Origin of the sequence: Rhodococcus sp. NKCM2511, assembly GCF_014905595.1 — a bacterium.
In the GTDB taxonomy this organism is placed as follows: domain Bacteria; phylum Actinomycetota; class Actinomycetes; order Mycobacteriales; family Mycobacteriaceae; genus Rhodococcoides; species Rhodococcoides fascians.
This window is the reverse complement of record NZ_BNHJ02000001.1, coordinates 1492531-1513272: the sequence shown is the minus strand read 5'-3', so window position 1 is coordinate 1513272 and position 20742 is coordinate 1492531. Positions and strand designations below refer to the sequence as shown.

Genomic DNA, 20742 nt, shown 5'->3' with positions numbered 1-20742 from the left:
CGTACATCTGCAGGATGACTTCGGTGTCAGTCTCCAGTCAGTCCGTGCTCGAAGGCGTAGACCACCAACTGCACCCGATCACGCAGGTGGAGTTTGGCGAAGATGCGGCTGATGTGTGTCTTCACGGTGGCTTCGCTGAGATACTCCAGCTCGGCGATCTCGGAGTTGCTCAACCCGCGTGCGGTGAGCCTGAACAGCTCCTTCTCCCGCGCCGTGAGAGTGGCGAATTCGGCCGGTGCCTTCGGTACAGCGGGAGTCGGGGTGAAGTGCGCGAGCAGGCCGGTCGTCGCCGACGCAGCAATGACCGAGTTGCCCGCGTGCACCGTGCGGATCGCCGCGAGGAGGAACTCCGGGTCGGCGTCCTTGAGGACGAATCCGCTTGCACCGGAACGGATTGCACGTGCAGCGCTCTCGTCGAGATCGAACGTCGTCAAGACCAGAATCCGGGGCGGGTGCTCGGATGCGGCCAGGATCTGCTCGGTGGCGGCGATACCGTCGAGCACCGGCATCCGTACGTCCATGAGCATCACGTCCGGCGTTGCGGACGCAGCGAGCGCAACGGCCTCGACGCCGTTCCCGGCTTCCCCGACGAACTCGAGGTCGGACTGAGAGGAGATGAGCATACGAATGCCCGCCCGGAACAGTTGCTGGTCGTCCACCAGGGCCACTCTGATGCGCTCGCTCATGACACTTTTCCCTTGCTGGCTTCGGACGCGGCAGGCAGCCACGCAGTGACGGTCCACGACGAGTCGTCACCGGACGCGATGCACGTACCGCCCGAGAGGCCGGCACGCTCCTTCATGCCGGCGACACCGTGGCCGGAGGATTCGGTGACCGAACGGCCGGGACGGACACTGTTGCGGACCGTCAGTTCGATGCCGGCAGAATCGGATTCGATGGTGACGGACACCGGCTCGTCCGGGTCGCCGTGGCGCAGCGCATTGGTCAACGATTCCTGTGCGATGCGGTACAGCGCCAGGTGCGCTCCGGCCCCCAACGACGAGCCGGTGGTGTCGATGGTGGCGTCGATCTGCAGACCGGTGGCCCGCATCGAGGCGAGCAGTCGATCCAGATCCTCCGATGTCGGGTTCGGCAGGTCGCCTTGGCTGTGCCGCAGCTGGCCGAGTAGCACCCGTACATCGGACAGCGCGGCGCGAGCGGTATCGGAGATGGTGGTCAGTGCGGTGTCCACCGCGGCGGGATCGACAGCGCGTACGTACCGCGCGCCGTCGGCCTGTGCGATCACCACGGCCAGCGAATGCGCCACGATGTCGTGCATGTCGCGGGCAATTCGGTTGCGCTCCTGCTCGATTGCCACCTCGTGCTCGGCGCGGGCCTGATGAACCTCCGCGAGCTCACGGGCGTGCGCGGATTCGATCGATGTGCGCCGCGCGTAAGCCAAGCGACCCAAGGCCCAGGACAACCCGAGTATCGCCCACAGGCCCGCGAGGAGGAAAGCGAACTGTAGGAGTCGGGGTTCCTGAAAGCCCTCTTCCGTGGGTGGGCCGAACGGATTTCCGTCCACGTAGGCCAGATACACCGCTGCGATCACTCCGCCGCCGACGGCGGACGCGAGCCCGAGGCGTCGAACCACGTTGTCGCCGTACGCGGCCGTGCAATACAGAATTGCGAAGATCGCAGTGTCCGCAGACAGCGGCAGCACTCCGGTGACCATCTGCACGACGGCCAGCACCCAGGCGAGCGCCAAGGACCATCGTGGTGATCGGCGTCGGATGGCCAGTGCAACGCCGAACCCGACCAGAACGCCCACACCTGCGGTGCCGGCAACTCCGTTCACGGTGGACGCCAGCAGCAGCAGGACGAACACGACCGCGTACGCGGCGTCGAGTACCTGCCGTGAGATCGATAGCTTGCGCAGCACTCGATCAGACTACGTGCATCAGTTGGTGCGGCGACGCGCCTTCTCGAGGGCGGCCAGCGTCGTCAGAACGGTCGTCCGCTGCTTCTCGAGATCCTTCATACGTGCGCGTGCCGGTAGGCCCTGCGCGCCGTCCAGTGCGCTGATCTGTTCGTCCACCGAGGTGAGTTGAGTCAGCAACTTCTCCACCCGCGACTGCAGTTCGATCGCGTCGATCCCGGTGACACCGGCCTGCGACTTCTTGGTGGGTGCCTTCGCCGGAGCAGACCCCGACGTCGTCGCCGACGAAGACGCCGCTGCGTTCACTGCAGCAGCGGCTCTGGGCCGCAACGCTTTGCGGACCGCGGCCGGGTCGGGGAGCTTCTCGAGACGAATGCGGTTGAGCACCTCACGCGCATCGCGGGCGGTGACGCGGTACTCGCGCTCCTCCTCGTCGTCGGACGCGAGCGTGCCGCCGAGAGGCCGCAGGCCGTACATGCCGATGAAGTGCTTCGCCTCGTCGATGACGGCTTCCTTCTCTCGGCACAGGCCGCACCGCGGCTCGTTGCGGAAGGTTTCGACGCTGTCGGTGCTGCCGCACCAGACGCACCCGCCCGGCGTCCATCGAGCGATTCTGACGGTAGTAGTTCCGGCCGGGGCGTTGAGAGAATGTGCGTCGATCACGACGAGTCATCTTAGGTGACAACAAAACCCGCCCCGCACGCCCCCGTCTCGCGAGCTGCATATTCCGGCCACGGGCGTGACGTAGTTCATGCAGTGCAGGTGGGGAGCGGGCGGAGCGGGTTCCGGATCGAGCGAAACAGACCTACTGTTACGCGCTGCCGTTGAAAAGGCTGGTGACCGAACCGTTTTCGAAGACCTCGCGGATGGTGCGGGCGAGCAGCGGTGCGATCGAGAGTTCGGTCAGCGTGTCGAAGCGCTTCTCGTCGCTGATCGGCAGGGTGTTGGTGACGACGACTTCCTTGGCACCGCAGTTGGCGAGGCGCTCGGCAGCCGGGTTGGACAGCACGCCGTGGGTGGCGGCGATGACGACGTCACCCGCTCCGGCTTCTTTCAGTACCTTGACTGCGCCTGCGATGGTGCCGCCGGTGTCGATCATGTCGTCGATGAGGATGCAGGTGCGGCCTTCGACCTCGCCGACGACGCGGTTGGACTTGACCTGGTTGGGCACCAGGGGATCACGCGTCTTGTGGATGAAGGCGAGCGGTGCGCCGCCGAACGAGTCGGCCCACTTCTCGGCGACGCGCACGCGGCCGGAGTCGGGGGATACGACGGTGATGTGTTCGAGGCTGTACTTGCCGCGGATGTGATCGGCGAGCTGGCTGTGTGCATGCATGTGGTCGACGGGGCCGTCGAAGAAGCCCTGGATCTGGTCGGTGTGCAGATCGACGGTGATGATGCGGTCCGCACCGGCGGTCTTGAGCAGATCGGCGACGAGGCGAGCGGAGATCGGCTCGCGGCCGCGGTGCTTCTTGTCCTGGCGTGCGTACGGGTAGAACGGGAGGATCGCGGTGATGCGCTTGGCGGATCCACGCTTGAGTGCGTCGATCATGATGAGCTGTTCCATCAGCCAGGTGTTCAGCGGGAACGGGTGCGACTGCAGAACGAATGCGTCCGATCCGCGGACCGACTCCTCGAAGCGCACGAAGATCTCGCCGTTGGCGAAGTCACGTGCCGTCTGCGGGGTGACGTCGATTCCGAGTTCCTTGGCGACCTGCTCGGCCAACTCCGGATGTGCTCGGCCAGAGAACAACATGAGGTTCTTCTGGTTGTCGATCCAATTAGGGGTGGTCACTGCTTTTCGCCGTCCTTTAGTTCTTGCCGAGCACGATCTGCGCGCGCCGCTGCCTGTGCAGCTTCGGTTCCGGGCCTGTTGTGAACGACCCAGCCTTCGATATTGCGTTGCTTGCCACCGGACACGGCCAGTGCACCGGGAGGAACATCGTCCCGAACCACTGTTCCTGCACCGGTGTAAGCGCCGTCGCCCACGTGCACAGGGGCGACGAACGTCGAGTCGGATCCTGTGCGTACGTGGGATCCGATTTCCGTGCGGCTCTTGTTGACGCCGTCGTAGTTGGCGAAGACGTTGGAGCAGCCGATGTTGCTGTGCTCCCCGATCGTGGCGTCGCCGACGTAGGTGAGGTGCGGGACCTTGGTGTGGTTGCCGATCGTCGCGTTCTTCGTCTCCACGTAGGCACCGAGCTTGCCGCCCGTGCCGAGGACGGTCCCGGGGCGCAGGTAGGTGAACGGCCCGACCGTCGCATCCGGTCCGATGACGGCCTGCTCGGCGTGGGTACGGACGACCGAGGCGCGCTCGCCGATCTCGACGTCCCGCAGTGTCGAGTCGGGACCTACGACCGCGTCGTCGGCGATGTGCGTCTTGCCGTGTAGTTGAACGCCGGGTTCGATGCGTACGTCCGCGCCGAGGGTGACGTCGATGTCGATCCAGGTGGTCGCGGGATCGACGACGGTCACGCCTGCGCGCATGTGCCGTTCGATGATGTGGCGGTTGAGCACGGACGTGACGTGCGCCAGCTGAACGCGATCGTTGACGCCCACCACCAGGTCCGGATCGGCGAGCTGGGTGCCGTAGACGGCCTTGCCGTCGGCCTTGCTGATCTTGACGACGTCGGTCAGGTACAGCTCGTGCTGCGCATTGGCGGTGCTGAGCTTGCCCAATGCCGTGCGCAGAGCGACCGCGTCGAATGCGTAGACGCCGGAGTTGACCTCACCGATGAGGACCTGAGCGGGGGTGGCGTCGGCATGTTCGACGATCTCGGCCACCTCGCCGTCGTTCGTACGCACGATGCGGCCGTAGCCGTTGGCATCCTCGGGGAGGAAGGTCAGTACCGTCGCCGCCGCCGGGCGGGGAGCGCTCAGGTGCTCGTCGAGCAGAGCTTTGAGGGTATGGCCGTCGAGCAGCGGGACGTCGGCGGCAGTGACGAGGACGGTGCCCTCGAAGTCGTCCGGTAGCGCCGCGAGGCCGCACTGGACGGCGTGCCCGGTACCGAGCTGTCGGTCCTGCACTGCGGTGTGGATGGTGCGGCCGAACGTGGCGGCCAGATCGTGAACTGCGGCGCTCACCCGTTCGCGATCGTGGCCGACGACGGTGACCAGGTGGTCCGGGCCAAGATCGGCGGCGGCGTGCAGCGCATGGGCGAGCATGGTGCGGCCGGCCAGGGGATGCAGAACTTTCGGAGTCTTGGACCGCATTCGGGTACCTGCACCCGCAGCGAGAACGACCACGGCGGTCTGCACAGGCATTGAGCTCCTCGGGGCGATGACGCAAAACGGGAATGCACGAATGGTCTTGCTCGCTCCGCCGCCAGGACTCGAACCTGAACTATCTGAACCAAAATCAGAGGTGCTGCCATTACACCACGGCGGATAATCGACCAGCGGTGGCAGCAGTGGCCGACGAATCGAACGACGCCTTCGTTAGCCGCTGCGCTCCCACTGAGCGCACCGATCCTCGCATGAGAGGTGGCGGTGAGTCGAACCGCGACGCATAACAGACCACTTGCGTCGTTCCGGCGCGGCCCCTGCGACGGATAAATCGGATGGATCGGGCATCGTTAGTCTGTAGTAGGCGTCGATTCGACGTCCAGATTGCCCACGGTCGGTGACGGAAGCGGTTTTCGATGACAGGCGCAGCCTCCGAGCAGGAACGCACACCTCGTGTCCGAATGACGGGGACACAGAGACGCGAGCAGTTGATCGAGGTGGGGCGCACGCTGTTCGCCGAGCGTGGGTACGAGGCTGCGTCGGTGGAGGAGATCGCCGGACGCGCGAACGTGTCCAAACCGGTGGTCTACGAACACTTCGGGGGCAAGGAAGGCCTCTATGCAGTCATCGTGGATCGCGAGATGTCGACGCTGCTGGGCATGATCACCAGTTCACTCGAACTCAACCGGTCGCGTATTCGGGTCGAACGAGTCGCGCTTGCCCTGCTGACGTACATCGAGGAGCGCACCGACGGATTCCGCATTCTGGTCCGCGATTCGCCGGCATCGGCCGAGGACGGCAAGTACTCGTCTCTCCTCAACGAGGCCGTGGGACGCGTCGGACACATGCTCGCGGGGGATTTCTCCCGGCGCGGTCTGGATCCGGAATTCGCGCCGATGTATGCGCAGGCGTTGGTCGGCATGGTGTCGATGACGGCCCAGTGGTGGCTCGACGTGCGAACGCCGCCCAAGGAAGTGGTTGCGGCCCACGTGGTGAACCTGTGCTGGAACGGGCTGACGAATCTGGAGGCGGACCCTCGACTGACCGAGGAATGACAACTCTGTTTCGGCTCTCACCGAGGAAAAAAGGGGGTATCGTCCCCTTTGTCGGGCGGGAGGGCCGCAACACATCAGGGGCGATTGTCATCCGGACCGATGCATGTTGACGTCAAACGTAATGCTGCTCAGTGGTACCGTTCGGGCGTAATTTGCGCAGTGGAAGTTCAATCGCAGAGGCGGATCCTATGGTCAGGCAGGCTCGCGCTGAGATCACTCGCGACACCGTGCTTGCAGGCGCAGCGAATGTCTTCCTGCGCCTCGGGTACGCGAACGCAAGCCTCAGTGAAATCATCTCTCAGTCCCAGGTCACCAAGGGCGCGTTGTACTTCCATTTCGGCTCGAAGGAAGAACTCGCACGTGCGGTTATCGACGAGGGCAATGCGCGTCTGAGCACGGCTTGCATGCAGTTCAACGACGGGCGCATCCCGGCCCTGGAAGCTGCGATCGGGATCTCCTACATCGTCGTCGACCTCTCCGTCACCGACCCGATGGTGTCGGCGATGCTGCGTCTGAGCCATCAGATCGGTGATTATCGCGGCACCGAGGGCAACGTCATGGCCGGCTGGAGCGTCGCGTTCGACAAGCTCGCCGCCAAGGCCATCGCACAGGGTGACATCGACCCCAGTTCGGATCCGAGCACCATCGGTTCGCTCGTGCTGGAAATCCTCACCGGCGTTCACATGGTCGCCGTCGCCACCTCCACCACCGAGGAACTGCCCTCGCGCATGGAGCGACTCTGGTACTACCTGCTCCCCGCGCTGGTGCCGACCAACAAGTTGGACTACTTCCGCGAATTCGCGGCCCGTCGCGTCATTCGCTTCGGTCCGTAGTTCGGGCCCCCAGTCCCAGGCTCTGATTTCGAGGCTCTGATTCTCGGGCTCGGTCCTGGTTCGACGGCATCTCCCGCGTGTCACGGTGTCGGTGCGCTCCCATAGACTTGACGGGACTGTGCGTGCGCAGCCATCGCCTCGACTCGTTCAGGAGCATTGCTGTTGTCTTCCGATTCCCTGCCTGCCATGACCACGTCCGGGCCGGCCCCGATCGTTCCCGACGCGGCGCTTCACCTTTCGGGGCTCGCCAGTGTCGCGTTGACGGATGCGTCGATGGTCGCGGTCGCCGACGCGATCGGAACGGCCGAGCACACGTTGATCGGGCCGCACTCGGTGCGCCCGTTCGTGGCCGCCGCAATCGCGCAGCGCACCCAACTTTTGATCGTCACCGCGACGGGACGCGAAGCCGACGACCTGACGAGTGAACTCACCCAGATTCTCGGTGACGGCGTCGCCATGTTCCCGTCGTGGGAGACGCTGCCGCACGAACGGCTCTCCCCGAGCGCCGATACCGTGGGCAAGCGGCTCGATGTGCTCCGTCGTCTCGCCCGCCCCGGTGACAGCGACTACGGCGATCCGCTGCGTGTCATCGTCACTACCGTTCGCTCGCTGGTGCAGCCGATGGCCCCGGGTCTCGGCGAGATCGAACCCGTCACGCTCAAAGTCGGTCTCGATCTGGACTTCGACGGGCTGATCCATCGCCTCGTCGAATTCGGCTACCTGCGCGTCGACATGGTGGGCAAGCGCGGCGAATTCGCCGTCCGCGGCGGCATTCTCGACCTGTTCTCGCCGACGGCCGATCATCCGGTCCGCGTCGAATTCTGGGGCGACGAGATCACCGAGCTCCGCGCATTCGCGGTCTCCGATCAGCGATCGCTCCCCGATCACGAGGTCGATCTCGTCATCGCGCCGCCGTGTCGAGAATTGCTTCTCACGCAGGAGGTTCGCGATCGCGCGGCCGTGCTCGCCGCCGACAATGCCGGTGACACCGCGTTGGTCGAGATGCTGGACAAGCTGTCGGCCGGAGTCCCGGTGGAGGGCATGGAGGCGCTGCTGCCGCTGCTGCAACCCGGCGAGTTGCAACTGCTCGCCGACACATTGCCCGCCGGGACCCACGTCCTGCTCTGCGATCCCGAGCGAATCCGGACTCGCGCAACCGATTTGGTCCGCACCGGACAGGAATTCCTCGAAGCGTCCTGGACTGCGGCATCCATCGGTGGAGCCGCGCCGCTGGATACGTCCACCCTCGATACGTCCAGCCTCGAGGGGGCCTCGCTCGATCTCGGTGCCTCCGCGTACCGCTCGCTGCGGCAGGTACGCGAATCGGCCCAGGTCCACGGCCGGCCGTGGTGGACCATCAGCCCCTTGGCGTCGGGTAACGGCGAAGAAGTGGAGCTCGCCGTCGATCCGGTGCCCGAGGTGCGAGGTTCCGAGGAAGCGTTGACGGCGCTGTATGCCACCCTGCGAGCTCACATCGCCACCGGGGGACGGGCCGTCATCTCCGTGGCCGGAGCCGGTACCGCCAAGCGCATCATCGAGCGCCTCGCCGAGGCCGAAGTGCCTGCTGCACACCTCGATTCCGGTGCCGTCCCGGTTCCGGACGTCGTCAACGTCCTGTGCGGATCGTTGCACGACGGCCTGGTGTTTCCCGACGCGAAGCTCGTGGTCGTCACCGAGAGCGATCTCACCGGCAACCGTGTCGCGGCGGCGGGGGAGGGGCGCAAGCTACCGGCGAAGCGTCGCAATCAGGTCGATCCGCTGGCTCTCGTCGCCGGTGACAGTGTCGTCCACGATCAGCACGGCATCGGCCGGTTCGTCGAGATGGTCGAGCGCACCATCGGCGGTGCCCGGCGCGAATACCTCGTCGTCGAATACGCGCCGAGCAAGCGCGGTCACCCCGGCGACCGCCTGTTCGTGCCGATGGATTCGCTCGATCAACTCTCGCGCTACGTCGGCGGCGAACTGCCGACACTGAGCAAGCTCGGCGGGTCCGACTGGGCGAACACCAAACGCAAGGCGCGCAAGGCGGTTCGCGAGATCGCCGGCGAACTCGTGCAGCTGTATGCCGCTCGCCAGGCGGCTCCGGGACACGCCTTCGGGGCCGACACTCCGTGGCAGCGCGAGATGGAAGATGCGTTCGGGTTCACCGAGACGGTCGATCAGATGACGGCCATCACCGAGGTCAAGGCCGACATGGAGAAGGCCGTCCCGATGGACCGCGTCATCCTCGGCGATGTGGGTTACGGCAAGACCGAGATCGCCGTGCGCGCCGCGTTCAAGGCAGTTCAGGACGGCAAGCAGGTAGCCGTCCTGGTCCCGACAACGCTTCTCGCTCAACAGCATCTGCAGACGTTCACCGCGCGGATGGCGTCGTTCCCGGTGACGGTCAAAGGGCTCTCGCGCTTCACCCACGGTGCGGATTCCAAAGAAGTGATGGCCGGATTGGCCGACGGCACCGTCGACATCGTCGTCGGCACGCACAGGTTGCTGCAGACCGGTGTCGCCTGGAAGGACCTCGGCCTCGTCATCGTCGACGAGGAGCAGCGTTTCGGCGTCGAGCACAAGGAGCACATCAAGTCGCTCCGTACTCACGTCGACGTCCTGACGATGTCGGCCACCCCGATTCCGCGAACTCTGGAGATGAGCCTGGCGGGCATTCGCGAGATGTCGACCATCCTCACCCCGCCCGAGGAGCGGCATCCGGTGCTGACCTACGTCGGTGCCTACAACGACAAGCAGGTTGCCGCCGCCATTCGGCGCGAATTGCTGCGCGACGGCCAGGTGTTCTTCGTGCACAACCGAGTGAGCTCGATCGACAAGGCCGCCAAGAAGATTCGGGATCTCGTCCCTGAGGCGCGAGTGGCGACCGCACACGGTCAGATGAACGAGGAAACACTCGAACGCACCGTGCAGGGTTTCTGGCAACGCGAGACCGACGTGCTGGTGTGCACCACCATCATCGAGACCGGTCTCGACATCTCCAACGCCAACACGCTGATCGTCGAACGCTCCGATTCGCTCGGCCTGTCCCAGCTGCATCAGCTGCGCGGTCGAGTGGGTCGTAGCCGCGAACGCGGGTACGCGTACTTCTTGTACCCGCCGGAGAAGCCGCTCACCGAAACCGCCTACGACCGTTTGGCGACCATCTCGCAGAACTCCGACCTCGGAGCCGGTATGGCCGTGGCGATGAAGGACCTCGAAATTCGTGGTGCCGGAAACGTTCTGGGAGCCGAGCAGTCCGGCCACGTCGCCGGCGTCGGATTCGATCTGTACGTGCGGCTCGTCGGTGAAGCGGTCGAGGCCTACCGCGCTGCCGCCGACGGTAAGCCGATCACGACGGACGAGGCACCCAAGGAAGTGCGTATCGACCTCCCAGTCGACGCGAACATCCCGCCGGATTACGTCACCAGCGATCGGCTCCGGCTCGAGGGGTACAGGAAGCTCGCCGCCGCGGCCGACTCCGAAGGCATCGACGCCGTCATCGACGAACTCGTCGATCGCTACGGCCCGCTACCCGAGGAGGTCGGCCGCCTGGTCTCCATCGCGAAGCTGCGCCTGATCGCCAAGGAATACGGCCTGACCGACGTCAATGTGGCCGGGACACAGGTGAAATTGGCTCCGATGGACCTGCCCGATTCCAAGCAGATCAGGCTCAAGCGCCTGTACCCGAGTGCGACGTATCGTGCGACCACCGGAGTGGTGCAGCTGCCGTTGCCCCGCGTCGAAGGCGGCGGTGTCGGAGCGGCGCGCGTTCGCGATGTCGAATTGGTGCAATTCATCGCCGATCTCATCCTATCCTTGGACGGGAAGCCATCTCGGTCCGTCCTGTTGGAGCAAACTGTGGGGGTGTAGCGGTGACGATCGTTCTGCTCGACCCTGTTCGTCCTACTCAGGTACCGGTGGACGCCGTCGAATTTCTGGGTGGCGCAGTGCAGTTCACCGAAGAGGTTCCGGTGAAGGTGCGCTGGTTGTTCTCCGGCACCTCCGCGCCCGACGACGTCGATGCCGTGTTGGTGAGCACCGACCGGACCAATCCCGATGTACAGAACCGGATCGCCCGCGGCGAACGCGTCGTCGCGGCCGAGAAGCTTCCGGGCGACGACGTCATCGCGGCGGTCCAGCTGATGGACCGTTTGCGTAGCGTCGGCGGCTGGGAAGCTCAGCAGACGCACGAGTCGCTGCGCGGCTATCTTCTGGAAGAGACCTACGAGCTGCTCGACGCCATCGCCGCCGGCAACTTGGTCGACCTCCGTGAGGAGCTGGGAGACCTGTTGTTACAGGTGCTCTTTCACTCCCGGATCGCTCAGGATGCCGCGGAGGACCCCTTCGACGTCGATGACGTTGCCGCAGGTCTGGTGCGGAAGCTGACACACCGCAGCCCGCATCTGAGCCGAACCGACACCGGACCGATCGACATCGTCGAGCAGGAGCGGATGTGGGAGGAGAAGAAGGCGTCGGAAAAAGCCAGGGGCTCCTGTCTGGACGGCATCGCGATGTCTCAGCCGTCACTTGCATTGGCGCAGAAGGTGATCGGACGCGCCAGCAAAGCAGGATTGCCCGACGAGCTCGTTCCGGACGGTCTGCGGGTCGTCCACATCGGCGTCGACCACTCGAACGGCGGGGACAGTGCCGAGGACGCATTACGGCGTCGAGTACTCGATTTCGCGGCGTTGATCCGTAATGCCGAGGCATCGGCCCGCAATGCGGGCGTCACGCCGGGAGAGATGAGTGCGTTGGATTGGATCGAACACTGGGGTCTACGGGGCTGACCGGGACGCTTTCTGCTTCCAGGCACGCGAAGACAGCAATCGCATCCCGTTCAAAGCGACGATGACCGTGGAGCTTTCGTGACCGGCCACGCCGATCGGTAGCGGTAGGGTGCCGATCAGATCCCAGGCGACCAGCACGACGATGAACGTCGCCGCAATCACCAGGTTCGCGACCACGATGCGGTGAGCTCGCCGCGAAAGCGCGATGACGGACGCCAGGGCACCGAGGTCGTCGCGGATCAGGACGGCATCGGCGGTGTCGAGCGCGAGATCGGATCCTCGACGTCCCATGGCGACACCGATGTCGGCCGTGGCCATCGCCGGCGCGTCGTTGACGCCGTCGCCGACCAACAGCACTCGCCGCGGGGTCTCGCCGTCGGTACGTTCGTTCTGCAGTTGTGTGACGGCCTCGGCCTTGTCCTGGGGCAGCAACCCCGCGCGCACGTCGACAATTCCGGCGCGCGCTGCCACTGCTCGAGCAACGCGGTCGTTGTCGCCGGTGAGAAGCACCGCTGGGGTGCCGACCAGTTCTTCGAGACCTGCGACCGTGGTGTCGGCTTCGGCGCGAACGATGTCGACGAGTCCGATCACCGCGATCGCTTCTCCGTCGAGGTGCACGATCACCGCCGTCATGCCCGCGGCTTCTCGGTGGGCGGCCGTGCGCGCCGCCGATGAGTGCAGATCGTGCTGTGGGGCTTCGGGTTTGGTGACCGTGACGATGCGGCCGTCGACCGTTGCCGTGACTCCCATGCCGGGTGTCGAATCGAAGTGCGTTGCCGTGGTGATCGCGACGCCCCGGCTCGTGGCGTAATCGACGACAGCGAGTCCGATCGGGTGCTCGCTTCCGTTCTCGGCCGCCGCTGCCAGGCGCAGCACCTCGAGCTCGGTGAACTCACCCAGCGTGTCGATGCGTTCGACTCGCGGTGTTCCCTCGGTCAGGGTCCCCGTCTTGTCGAAGGCGACCGTGTCGATGGAGCGCAGCTGTTCCATCGCCACGGCAGACTTGACCAGCACGCCGTTTCTGCCCGCGGTGGCCATCGCTGCGAGTAGGGGCGGCATTGTCGCCAGGACCACCGCGCACGGCGACGCGACGATCATGAACGTCATCGCCCTCAGCAACGACGATTCGAGGTCGTTCCCGAGCAGCATCGGCACCGCGAATATCGCTGCGGTACAGAGCACGACGGTCTTCGAGTAGTACTGCTCGACTTTTTCGATGAACAGTTGCTTCTCGGCCTTGGTCTCGGACGCATGCTCGACCATGGTGACGATGCGCGCGATGATCGTGTCGGACGGGTCGACGTCGATCCTGATCCGTAGTGCGCCGGTGCCGTTGATGGTTCCGGCGAACACCTCGTCGCCCACGGATTTCGAGACGGGTACCGATTCCCCCGTGATCGAGGCTTGATCGATGTCGGATGCGCCGTCGACGATGGTGCCTTCACCCGAAATGCGTTCGCCGGGGCGCACTGTCACGATGTCGCCTGGACGAAGGTCGGATGCGTCGACCGTTCGTTCGTGGCCGGAGGTGTCGAGCACGGTCGCGGTCTCGGGTGCCAGATCCAGCAAACTCCGAATCGAGTCGGCGGTGCGTCTGGTGAGCACCGCTTCGAGGGCACCGGACGTGGCGAAGATGACGATCAGCAGTGCGCCGTCGAAGATCTGCCCGATCGCGGCGGCACCGAGTGCGGCGACGATCATCAGCAGGTCGACGTCGAGAGTTCGGTCCCGCAGCGCCCGGAGTCCTTCGAGCGCAGGCTCCCACCCGCCGGTGGCGTAGCAGGCGAGGTACAGCGCCCAGTACGTCCATGCCGGCGCGTCGATCAATTGCGCGAGAAGTCCGAGGGCGAACAGTGCTGTCGCGGCCAGCGCCCATCTGACTTCGGCGATGTCGACGAGACGGGTGCGGCTTGCGCCGGCTGGATGTCGCACGTCGGCCGGTGCCGGGGCGGTGCTGGTGGAAGTCATGCGGGCCTTCGTTCCGTCGGACAGTGCGAACATCACCGTACAGGATTACATGAAGACCTTTACATGTGTACATAAACTATAGTTGTCGCATGGGACATGGAGTCGAGGGACGCAGCACGCCACCTGCGCAGCTCGATGCCGAATCTGCCGCCACGGTGGCCGCGACCCTCCAGGCTCTGGCCACGCCGAGCCGACTGCGCATTCTGACGCAGCTACGGCAGGGGCCGAGTGGGGTCAACGATTTGGCCGACGCAGTGGAAATGGAACAGTCGGCGGTATCTCATCAGCTCCGTTTGCTACGCGCCATGGGGCTGGTCACCGGTACACGCTCGGGCCGAAGCGTCATCTATCGCCTGTACGACAACCACGTCGCGATGCTGCTCGACGAGGCCGTCTATCACATCGAGCACCTCGGAATGTCGGCATCGGATTTCCCCTCCGACGCCGACTCCGCCTGAGTTGTTGTCACTCGCCCCAATTCTCGCGCTGGCGGTATTCCTCGTCCCTCGGGTCGGGATCAATGTGGGTTTCAGTCGGTCAGAGTGCAACAAAGGCGCATTGATCCGGCCCGGCTACCTACGCCAGAACAGATGATGAGTCATACCGCTGCTACTCGGGACAACTTCGTGCTCAAATCTGTCGTTCAATTCGTCGGGTGAATCCCACAGCTTCAGGCCCGAGCCGAATTCGATGGGTGTGACGGCGATGTGCATGGTGTCGACCAGATCTGCGTCGAGGAATTCGCGGATACTCGTGACGCCACCGCCAAGTCGTACGTCCTTCCCGTCGGCCGCCTCCTTCGCCTGTTTCAGTACGTCGCCGGGCTCGCCGTCGACGAAGTGAAACGTGGTGTCGGAGAGTGTGATCGACGGCCGTTCGTGGTGGGTGAGCACGAAGACGGGCGTGTGGAACGGCGGCTCGTCGCCCCACCAGCCCTGCCACTCGTGATCGGCCCACGGTCCGCGTTGTGGCCCGAACTTGTGTCGGCCCATGATCTCGGCACCGATGTTGCGGGCGAAGTCGCGGGCGAAGTAGTCGTCGAGTCCGCGGCTACCGCTCGATCCGGCGTTTCCAGGAAAACTGGCGGTGGCGAAGTACCACCTCATCAGTGCCAGATGGTCGAGACCGAACGGGCTCTCGAGGCTCTGGTCCTCGCCAGCAGCAATCCCGTCGCTCGAGACGGTGAAATTCTGTACCCGAACCAGCTGACCCATTTGTGCTCCCGATGTCGATGACGAAAACATACGACGGTGTAGACCGAACCGCGTGCACGAACTCACCGCCCGCCCGCCCGCGTCAATGGACCCTTGCAGTGCGCCATTCACGCGGACCGGGCTTCCGCGTGAATGAACTCTTGCAGCGGTCAGACGTATGTAAGGGTCCATTGACGCGGACGGGGTGGGGCCGGCGATTGAATCACTCGAACAGCGTGGAACCCCAGTATTCGGATTCTCCGACGCCGGGTGGGCATGCGAATACCGCAGACCCCACGTGTTGGATGTATTCGTTCAGTGCGTCCTTGCGAGACAGGGCCAACTGCATCGGGACGAATTGGGTCAGGGGATCGCGGCAGTAGGCGATGAAGAACAGTCCGGCGTCGAGGTGGCCGAAGCCGTCCGATCCGTCGGTGAAGTTGTATCCCCGACGGAGGATCTGGATGCCGCCGAGGTTTTCCTTCGACGCCAGACGCACGTGCGCGGTTTTGTCGATGAAGGTGCCTTCGGGTCCCTGTGACTCGAAATCGAGTGCGTCGAATTCGTCCTTCTGGCCGAGCGGTGCGCCGGTTCCCTTGCTGCGTCCGATCACTCGCTCTTGTTCCTTGAGCGTGGTGCGGTCCCACGATTCGATGAGCATGCGGATACGGCGGGCCACGAGGTAGGAGCCACCTGCCATCCATTCCTGATCGTCGTCAGGGGCAACCCAGACGTTGTCGTCCAGCAAAGACGGGTCCTCGGCCTTGAGGTTGGCGGTCCCGTCCTTGAAGCCGAACAGGTTTCGCGGGGTGTCCTGGGTGGTCGAGGTGGACGAGGTGCGTCCGAAGCCCAGCTGAGACCACTTGACCGACACCGTGCCGAAGCCGACGCGGGCGAGGTTGCGAATGGCGTGCACGGCAACCTGCGGGTCGTCGGCGCAGGCCTGGATGCACAGGTCTCCGCCGGAGCGGCGGGGATCGAGGTTGTCGGCCGGAAAATGCTGCAGATCGGCAAGCGACGCAGGCTTTTTCGACGCCAGATCGAACCGGTCGAACAGCGCCGGACCGAACCCGATCGTCAGCGTCAGCGACGATGCCGTCAGGCCGAGAGCCTCGCCGGTGTCCGTGGGCGGGTTGTACTGGCCGCCGTCGACAGCTCCACCGTCGAACGTCTCCTCGCCATGCACCAACCGCTCGGCCATCAGGGTCCACTTCTTCAGCAGCGCAACGAACTCGTCGCGAGAGTCGGTGGTGACGTCGAACGCGACGAAGTGCATGCGGTCCTGTGCCGGGGTGACGATGCCGGCCTGATGGTCGCCGCGGAACTCGACGACGTCCGACGTCGGCACCTCGGCTCCCGAGGCCGTCGCGTGTCCCGCGATGGCCCCGACTCCGACGAGTGCAGCCCCGGTCCCCACGGCACCGAACAGGCGCCGCCGGGAGAACTGTCCAGTCTTACTGTCCGGCAACGACACCCTGCACCTGGCTCACTTCGGCGGACAGTGCGTCGATCTTGTTCGACAGTTCCTGTCGCTGCGGTTCGGTCACGGTGTCGTAGAAGACGAAGCCGTCGCCGCTGCGGTACTTGGCGAGTTCGGCGTCGAGTTCTGCGAAGCGGGCGTCGATCGCGGTGCCCAGTTCGGCGTTGCGCTCGTCGAGGATCGGACGCACGGCCGCGATGGCTGCCTGCGAGCCGTCGACGTTGGCCTGGAAGTCCCACAGGTCGGTGTGCGAGAAGAAGTCCTCTTCTCCGCTGATCTTGGTCTTGGCGACCTCGTCGAGCAATCCCTGTGCGCCACCGGCGACCTGGACGGGGTCGATGGTGAAGTCGTCGGCCTTGATCTTGTCTGCGAGTTCGGTGATGTCGGCGTCGAGCTGATCGGCCATCGCGTTGGTGTCGGGCTGCAGTCCCTGCGTCCACAGGTCCTTCTCGATGCGGTGGAAGCCGGTCCACTCCGCGCCGGGCTCGACGTCGGGCTCGCGCAGGTCGATGCGCGGATCGAGATCGTCCGGGAAGCTCTCGGCGACCGGCTCGATGCGCTCGTAATAGCTACGCGCGATGGGGAACTGGGCCTTGGCGGCGGCCACGTCGCCGCTCTTGACCGCGGTGACGAACGACGTCGTGGTCTCTTGCAACGCGTCGATCTGACTGACGACGTAGCGCTTGTAGCCCGCAGCCGCCTCGGTGAGCAAGCCGTCCTCGTCCGTCTGGCGAACCGAATCGCCGGTCACGACGAAATCGGCGCGGACGCCGTCGCCCACCATGCCTGCCTTGCAGGCGGTTTGGTACGTGCCGGGGTCGGGCAGAGCGACGATGAGCTGACGCGTGAGACCCGGTCCGATGTTCTCGACCTCGCCCATGACGCGGTCGCCCTCGCCGTAGACGTAGAACTCGGTGACCTTGCTGCCGTTGTTGGTGATCTGGAACGTGGAGTTTCCGGTGGTGCCCTCGGTTGCACCGACGTCGCAGGACGAGTCGGTGGCCGTGACGGCGATATCGCCCGATGCGGCCTCGGTCGAGGACTTCTCGGTGCATCCGGCCAGGGCCATCGGTAGAACCGCGACCGCGGCCAGAGCGTAGGTGGTACGACGCATGGTGGTGGTGCCTTTCAGGAGTTCTGAAGTACAGGCTCGGGAGCCGCGGGAACGCGGACCGGGCGGAGGAAGAGGAACAACACGACGACGATGTACAGCACCCACGCGATCGCTTGGAAGACAGTGGGTTCGGGGCGGAAGTTGAAGATGCCGGCGAGCACGGTGCCGTACCAGCTCGAGGCATCGAAGTGTGCGGTGATGTCGAAGGCGACAGCGCTGCCACCGGGTAGGACTCCGCCGATCTGCAGGGCGCGGATGCCGTAGGCCAGGATTCCGGCGGCGACCACGATAAGGAAGATGCCGGTGTACTTGAAGAACACGGCAAAGTTGATGCGCACCGCGCCGAAGTACAGGAACACCGTCAGTACTGCGGCGACGACGATGCCGAGTAGAAGTCCGAGCAGCGGCCACAGGCTGCCGTTGGTGTTCTCGGCGTACCCGACCATGAGCAGTGCCGTCTCGACGCCCTCACGGCCGACGGCGAAGAACGAGAGCGTCAGCACTGCCGCAGGCCCGACGGTGAGAGCTTTCTCCATGTTCGCCCGCAGCTCGCCGGAGATGTTCTTGGCGGCGGTGCGCATCCACAGGACCATGGCCGTGACGATGACGACGGCGACCAGCGAGGCTGCTCCCGCGATGATCTCGGCCGTCAGTCCGGTGACGGTGGACGTGCCGTAGTGGATCACGAAGAAGATCGCCGCCACCATCGCGACGGCCAGGCCGACTCCCAGCCACACCCACTTGAGGGCGTCGCGGCGGTTCGCCTTGACGAGGAACGCCACGAGAATCATCACCACGATGCCGGTCTCGAGGCCCTCGCGAAGACCGATCAGACCGCTGCCGAACATCTGGGTAGCGATCGACGGCGCAGATCCTGCGGCAGCCAGTACGGACACGGAAGGTGCTCCTGTTGTGCGTCGAACATTGGTACGCCTTGCCTCGCGAAGGGTAGGCGACCCTCATGCGTGAAGGTTGACAGAAACATACACCCTGCAACCTGGTCCCTATGCACGTTGTACTGGGGTTTTATCGGTCTTTAGCTTTCTATTACCTTCCGTGTGCAGGATGGTGAGGTGATCTCACGAATCTGCGTGCTCGCCACCGCATCGGTACTCCTTGCGCTCACCGCATGTGGCAGCAGCGAGCCGAAGCGTGAGATTCCCGAGGGCATTCCGCCCGGCCCGGGCACGGAGGTGCCGATCATCGACTTCAATGCGCCCGGCCGAACGGCCGATCTGCTCATTGCCTGGGCAGAGCCGCAGACCGATGCGCTCGGTATCTCGGTGACCGCACTCGCGTCGTACGGGCACGCTGCCGCGATCATGGCCGAGACCGACGCGGACTGCGGCATCGCCTGGACGACACTGGCCGGGATCGGGTACATCGAGAGTCGGCACGGCACCTACCAGGGGTCTTCCGTGCAACCCGACGGACTCGTCGCACCGCCGATTCGCGGAATCCCACTCGACGGCGGACCGGGCGTCGCCGAGATCCCGGACACCGACGGCGGATCGATGGACGGCGATGCCGAGTTCGATCGTGCGATGGGACCCATGCAGTTCATCCCCGAGACGTGGAAGAAATGGGGTGTCGACGCCAACGGCGACGGCATCGCAGATCCGGACAACATCGACGACGCCGCTCTGACGGCGGCGCGTTATCTCTGCGCGCGCGGCGGTGATCTGCGGACGGCGCAGGGGTGGGAGAGCGCGTTGATGGCGTACAACCTCTCGGGCCAGTATCTGCGTGACGTGCGAGATCGAGCGGCCGCGTACTCGGTGGGCACCAGGCCGTAGAAGTCCGTGCATCGCGGGCACTGCCGCGGGAGTGGAGCCTGCGGAACGACCCAGCCAGAGCGGAGCGGCTAGTCTTGCACCCGGCACAGTCCGCCGGTCCCCGTTACTAGGAGAAGCATTCGTGGCCATCATTGAGCAGGTCGGAGCTCGCGAGATCCTCGATTCCCGTGGCAACCCCACGGTTGAGGTCGAGGTCGCATTGGACGACGGGACGTTGACCCGTGCAGCCGTTCCCTCCGGCGCATCCACCGGTGAGCACGAGGCCGTCGAGCTTCGTGACGGCGGAGACCGCTACGGCGGCAAGGGCGTCGAGAAGGCCGTCAACGCGGTGCTCGACGAGATTGCACCCGCCGTCATCGGCCTCGACGCCATCGAGCAGCGCACCGTCGACCAGGCCCTCCTGGACCTCGACGGCACTCCCGACAAGTCCCGCCTCGGCGCGAACTCCCTGCTGGGTGTTTCGCTCGCCGTCGCCAAGGCTGCTGCGGAGTCCACCGGACTCGAGCTCTTCCGCTACCTCGGTGGCCCGAACGCCCACATCCTGCCGGTGCCGATGATGAACATCATCAACGGTGGCGCGCACGCAGACAGTGGCGTCGACGTCCAGGAATTCATGATTGCGCCGATCGGTGCGGCCACGTTCAAGGAGTCGCTGCGCTGGGGTGCCGAGGTCTACCACGCACTCAAGGCAGTGCTCAAGGCCAAGGGCCTGTCCACCGGCCTCGGCGACGAGGGCGGCTTCGCTCCCGATCTCGCCGGCACCAAGGCAGCTCTCGACCTGATCCTCGAGGCCATCGGCAAGACCGGTCTCAAGCCCGGCCAGGATGTCGCGCTCGCCCTCGACGTGGCGGCCACCGAGTTCTACACCGCGGGCACCGGCTACGCCTTCGAGCGTGAGACCAAGTCCGCCGAGCAGATGTCGGCCTTCTACGGCGAGCTCGTCGACGCTTACCCGCTGGTCTCCATCGAGGATCCGCTCGACGAGAACGACTGGGACGGCTGGGTCGCACTCACCGAATCGATCGGCGACAAGGTTCAGCTCGTCGGCGACGACCTGTTCGTCACCAACCCCGAGCGTCTCGAAGACGGCATCGTCAAGGGTGCGGCCAACGCACTGCTGGTCAAGGTCAACCAGATCGGCACGCTGACCGAGACCCTCGATGCAGTGGATCTGGCCCATCGCAACGGCTACAAGACGATGATGAGCCACCGTTCCGGCGAAACCGAGGACACCACCATCGCTGACCTGGCAGTTGCCGTCGGCAGCGGGCAGATCAAGACCGGTGCCCCCGCCCGAAGCGAGCGCGTCGCCAAGTACAACCAGTTGCTGCGAATCGAAGAAGCTCTGGGTGACGCGGCGCGTTACGCGGGCGAGCTGGCTTTCCCCCGGTTCAATTACGAGGGCTGAGTCAACCGATACGTATGCACGA

At 65.0% G+C, this 20742-nt stretch carries 17 protein-coding genes and 1 tRNA gene; 7 read left to right on the top strand and 11 right to left on the bottom strand.

Features of this window, described 5'->3' with window-relative positions:
* Positions 1 to 26: 26 nt before the first annotated feature.
* The 6 genes from JLZ96_RS06775 to JLZ96_RS06750 form a co-directional block, all read right to left on the bottom strand.
* Positions 27 to 686, bottom strand: coding sequence for a response regulator transcription factor (locus JLZ96_RS06775; RefSeq protein ID WP_032364108.1), 660 nt, complete (start codon positions 684 to 686; stop codon positions 27 to 29).
* The gene (locus tag JLZ96_RS06770; RefSeq protein WP_032364107.1) at positions 683 to 1882 is read right to left on the bottom strand and encodes a sensor histidine kinase; all 1200 of its coding nucleotides are present in this window, start codon (positions 1880 to 1882) and stop codon (positions 683 to 685) included. Before JLZ96_RS06770 ends, JLZ96_RS06775 begins: the two co-directional genes overlap by 4 nt.
* An 18-nt stretch (positions 1883 to 1900) precedes the next feature.
* The gene (locus tag JLZ96_RS06765; protein ID WP_027496099.1) at positions 1901 to 2542 is read right to left on the bottom strand and encodes a hypothetical protein; all 642 of its coding nucleotides are present in this window, start codon (positions 2540 to 2542) and stop codon (positions 1901 to 1903) included.
* A gap of 148 nt (positions 2543 to 2690) precedes the next feature.
* Positions 2691 to 3674: a ribose-phosphate diphosphokinase gene (locus JLZ96_RS06760; protein ID WP_027496100.1), complete on the bottom strand. Its 984-nt coding sequence runs from the start codon at positions 3672 to 3674 to the stop codon at positions 2691 to 2693.
* Complete coding sequence (gene glmU, locus JLZ96_RS06755; protein WP_027496101.1) at positions 3671 to 5143, bottom strand: bifunctional UDP-N-acetylglucosamine diphosphorylase/glucosamine-1-phosphate N-acetyltransferase GlmU; 1473 nt, start codon at positions 5141 to 5143, stop codon at positions 3671 to 3673. The genes JLZ96_RS06760 and glmU overlap by 4 nt, the downstream gene beginning before the upstream one ends.
* A 53-nt stretch (positions 5144 to 5196) precedes the next feature.
* Positions 5197 to 5267 (bottom strand) — tRNA-Gln (locus JLZ96_RS06750).
* A 253-nt stretch (positions 5268 to 5520) separates the two neighbouring features.
* Between JLZ96_RS06750 and JLZ96_RS06745 the strand changes: the two genes are divergently transcribed.
* The 4 genes from JLZ96_RS06745 to JLZ96_RS06730 all read left to right on the top strand — a co-directional run bounded on the left by JLZ96_RS06745 (position 5521) and on the right by JLZ96_RS06730 (position 11761).
* Complete coding sequence (locus JLZ96_RS06745; RefSeq protein ID WP_032364106.1) at positions 5521 to 6159, top strand: TetR/AcrR family transcriptional regulator; 639 nt, start codon at positions 5521 to 5523, stop codon at positions 6157 to 6159.
* Between the two features lie 188 nt (positions 6160 to 6347).
* Positions 6348 to 6992, top strand: a complete 645-nt coding sequence (locus JLZ96_RS06740; RefSeq protein ID WP_027496103.1) for a ScbR family autoregulator-binding transcription factor — start codon at positions 6348 to 6350, stop codon at positions 6990 to 6992.
* A 186-nt stretch (positions 6993 to 7178) separates the two neighbouring features.
* Positions 7179 to 10844: a transcription-repair coupling factor gene (mfd, locus tag JLZ96_RS06735; RefSeq protein WP_032364105.1), complete on the top strand. Its 3666-nt coding sequence runs from the start codon at positions 7179 to 7181 to the stop codon at positions 10842 to 10844.
* Positions 10845 to 10846: 2 nt separating this feature from the next.
* The gene (locus JLZ96_RS06730) at positions 10847 to 11761 is read left to right on the top strand and encodes a MazG family protein (RefSeq protein ID WP_201009708.1); all 915 of its coding nucleotides are present in this window, start codon (positions 10847 to 10849) and stop codon (positions 11759 to 11761) included.
* Here the strand turns inward: JLZ96_RS06730 and JLZ96_RS06725 are convergent.
* A complete protein-coding gene (locus JLZ96_RS06725) occupies positions 11750 to 13729 on the bottom strand; it encodes a heavy metal translocating P-type ATPase (RefSeq protein ID WP_201009707.1) in 1980 nt (659 codons plus the stop codon). The two genes, JLZ96_RS06730 and JLZ96_RS06725, sit on opposite strands and share 12 nt — an antisense overlap.
* Positions 13730 to 13818: 89 nt before the next feature.
* Between JLZ96_RS06725 and JLZ96_RS06720 the strand changes: the two genes are divergently transcribed.
* Positions 13819 to 14187, top strand: a complete 369-nt coding sequence (locus JLZ96_RS06720) for a metalloregulator ArsR/SmtB family transcription factor (protein ID WP_027496107.1) — start codon at positions 13819 to 13821, stop codon at positions 14185 to 14187.
* A 114-nt stretch (positions 14188 to 14301) separates the two neighbouring features.
* Here JLZ96_RS06720 and JLZ96_RS06715 read toward each other — a convergent pair whose 3' ends face one another.
* From JLZ96_RS06715 to efeU, 4 genes are all read right to left on the bottom strand, one after another.
* Positions 14302 to 14943, bottom strand: coding sequence for a dihydrofolate reductase family protein (locus JLZ96_RS06715; RefSeq protein ID WP_032373013.1), 642 nt, complete (start codon positions 14941 to 14943; stop codon positions 14302 to 14304).
* A gap of 202 nt (positions 14944 to 15145) precedes the next feature.
* The gene (gene efeB / locus JLZ96_RS06710) at positions 15146 to 16396 is read right to left on the bottom strand and encodes an iron uptake transporter deferrochelatase/peroxidase subunit (protein ID WP_201009706.1); all 1251 of its coding nucleotides are present in this window, start codon (positions 16394 to 16396) and stop codon (positions 15146 to 15148) included.
* Entirely contained in the window at positions 16377 to 17516 is a 1140-nt protein-coding gene (gene efeO / locus JLZ96_RS06705; protein WP_201009705.1) for an iron uptake system protein EfeO, read from the bottom strand. The genes efeB and efeO overlap by 20 nt, the downstream gene beginning before the upstream one ends.
* A gap of 14 nt (positions 17517 to 17530) precedes the next feature.
* The gene (efeU, locus tag JLZ96_RS06700; RefSeq protein ID WP_032373011.1) at positions 17531 to 18412 is read right to left on the bottom strand and encodes an iron uptake transporter permease EfeU; all 882 of its coding nucleotides are present in this window, start codon (positions 18410 to 18412) and stop codon (positions 17531 to 17533) included.
* Between the two features lie 189 nt (positions 18413 to 18601).
* Here efeU and JLZ96_RS06695 point away from each other — a divergent pair, with 189 nt between their 5' ends.
* Entirely contained in the window at positions 18602 to 19312 is a 711-nt protein-coding gene (locus tag JLZ96_RS06695; protein ID WP_045842124.1) for a lytic transglycosylase domain-containing protein, read from the top strand.
* 121 nt (positions 19313 to 19433) lie between these two features.
* Entirely contained in the window at positions 19434 to 20720 is a 1287-nt protein-coding gene (gene eno, locus JLZ96_RS06690; protein ID WP_027496113.1) for a phosphopyruvate hydratase, read from the top strand.
* Positions 20721 to 20742 lie beyond the last annotated feature (22 nt).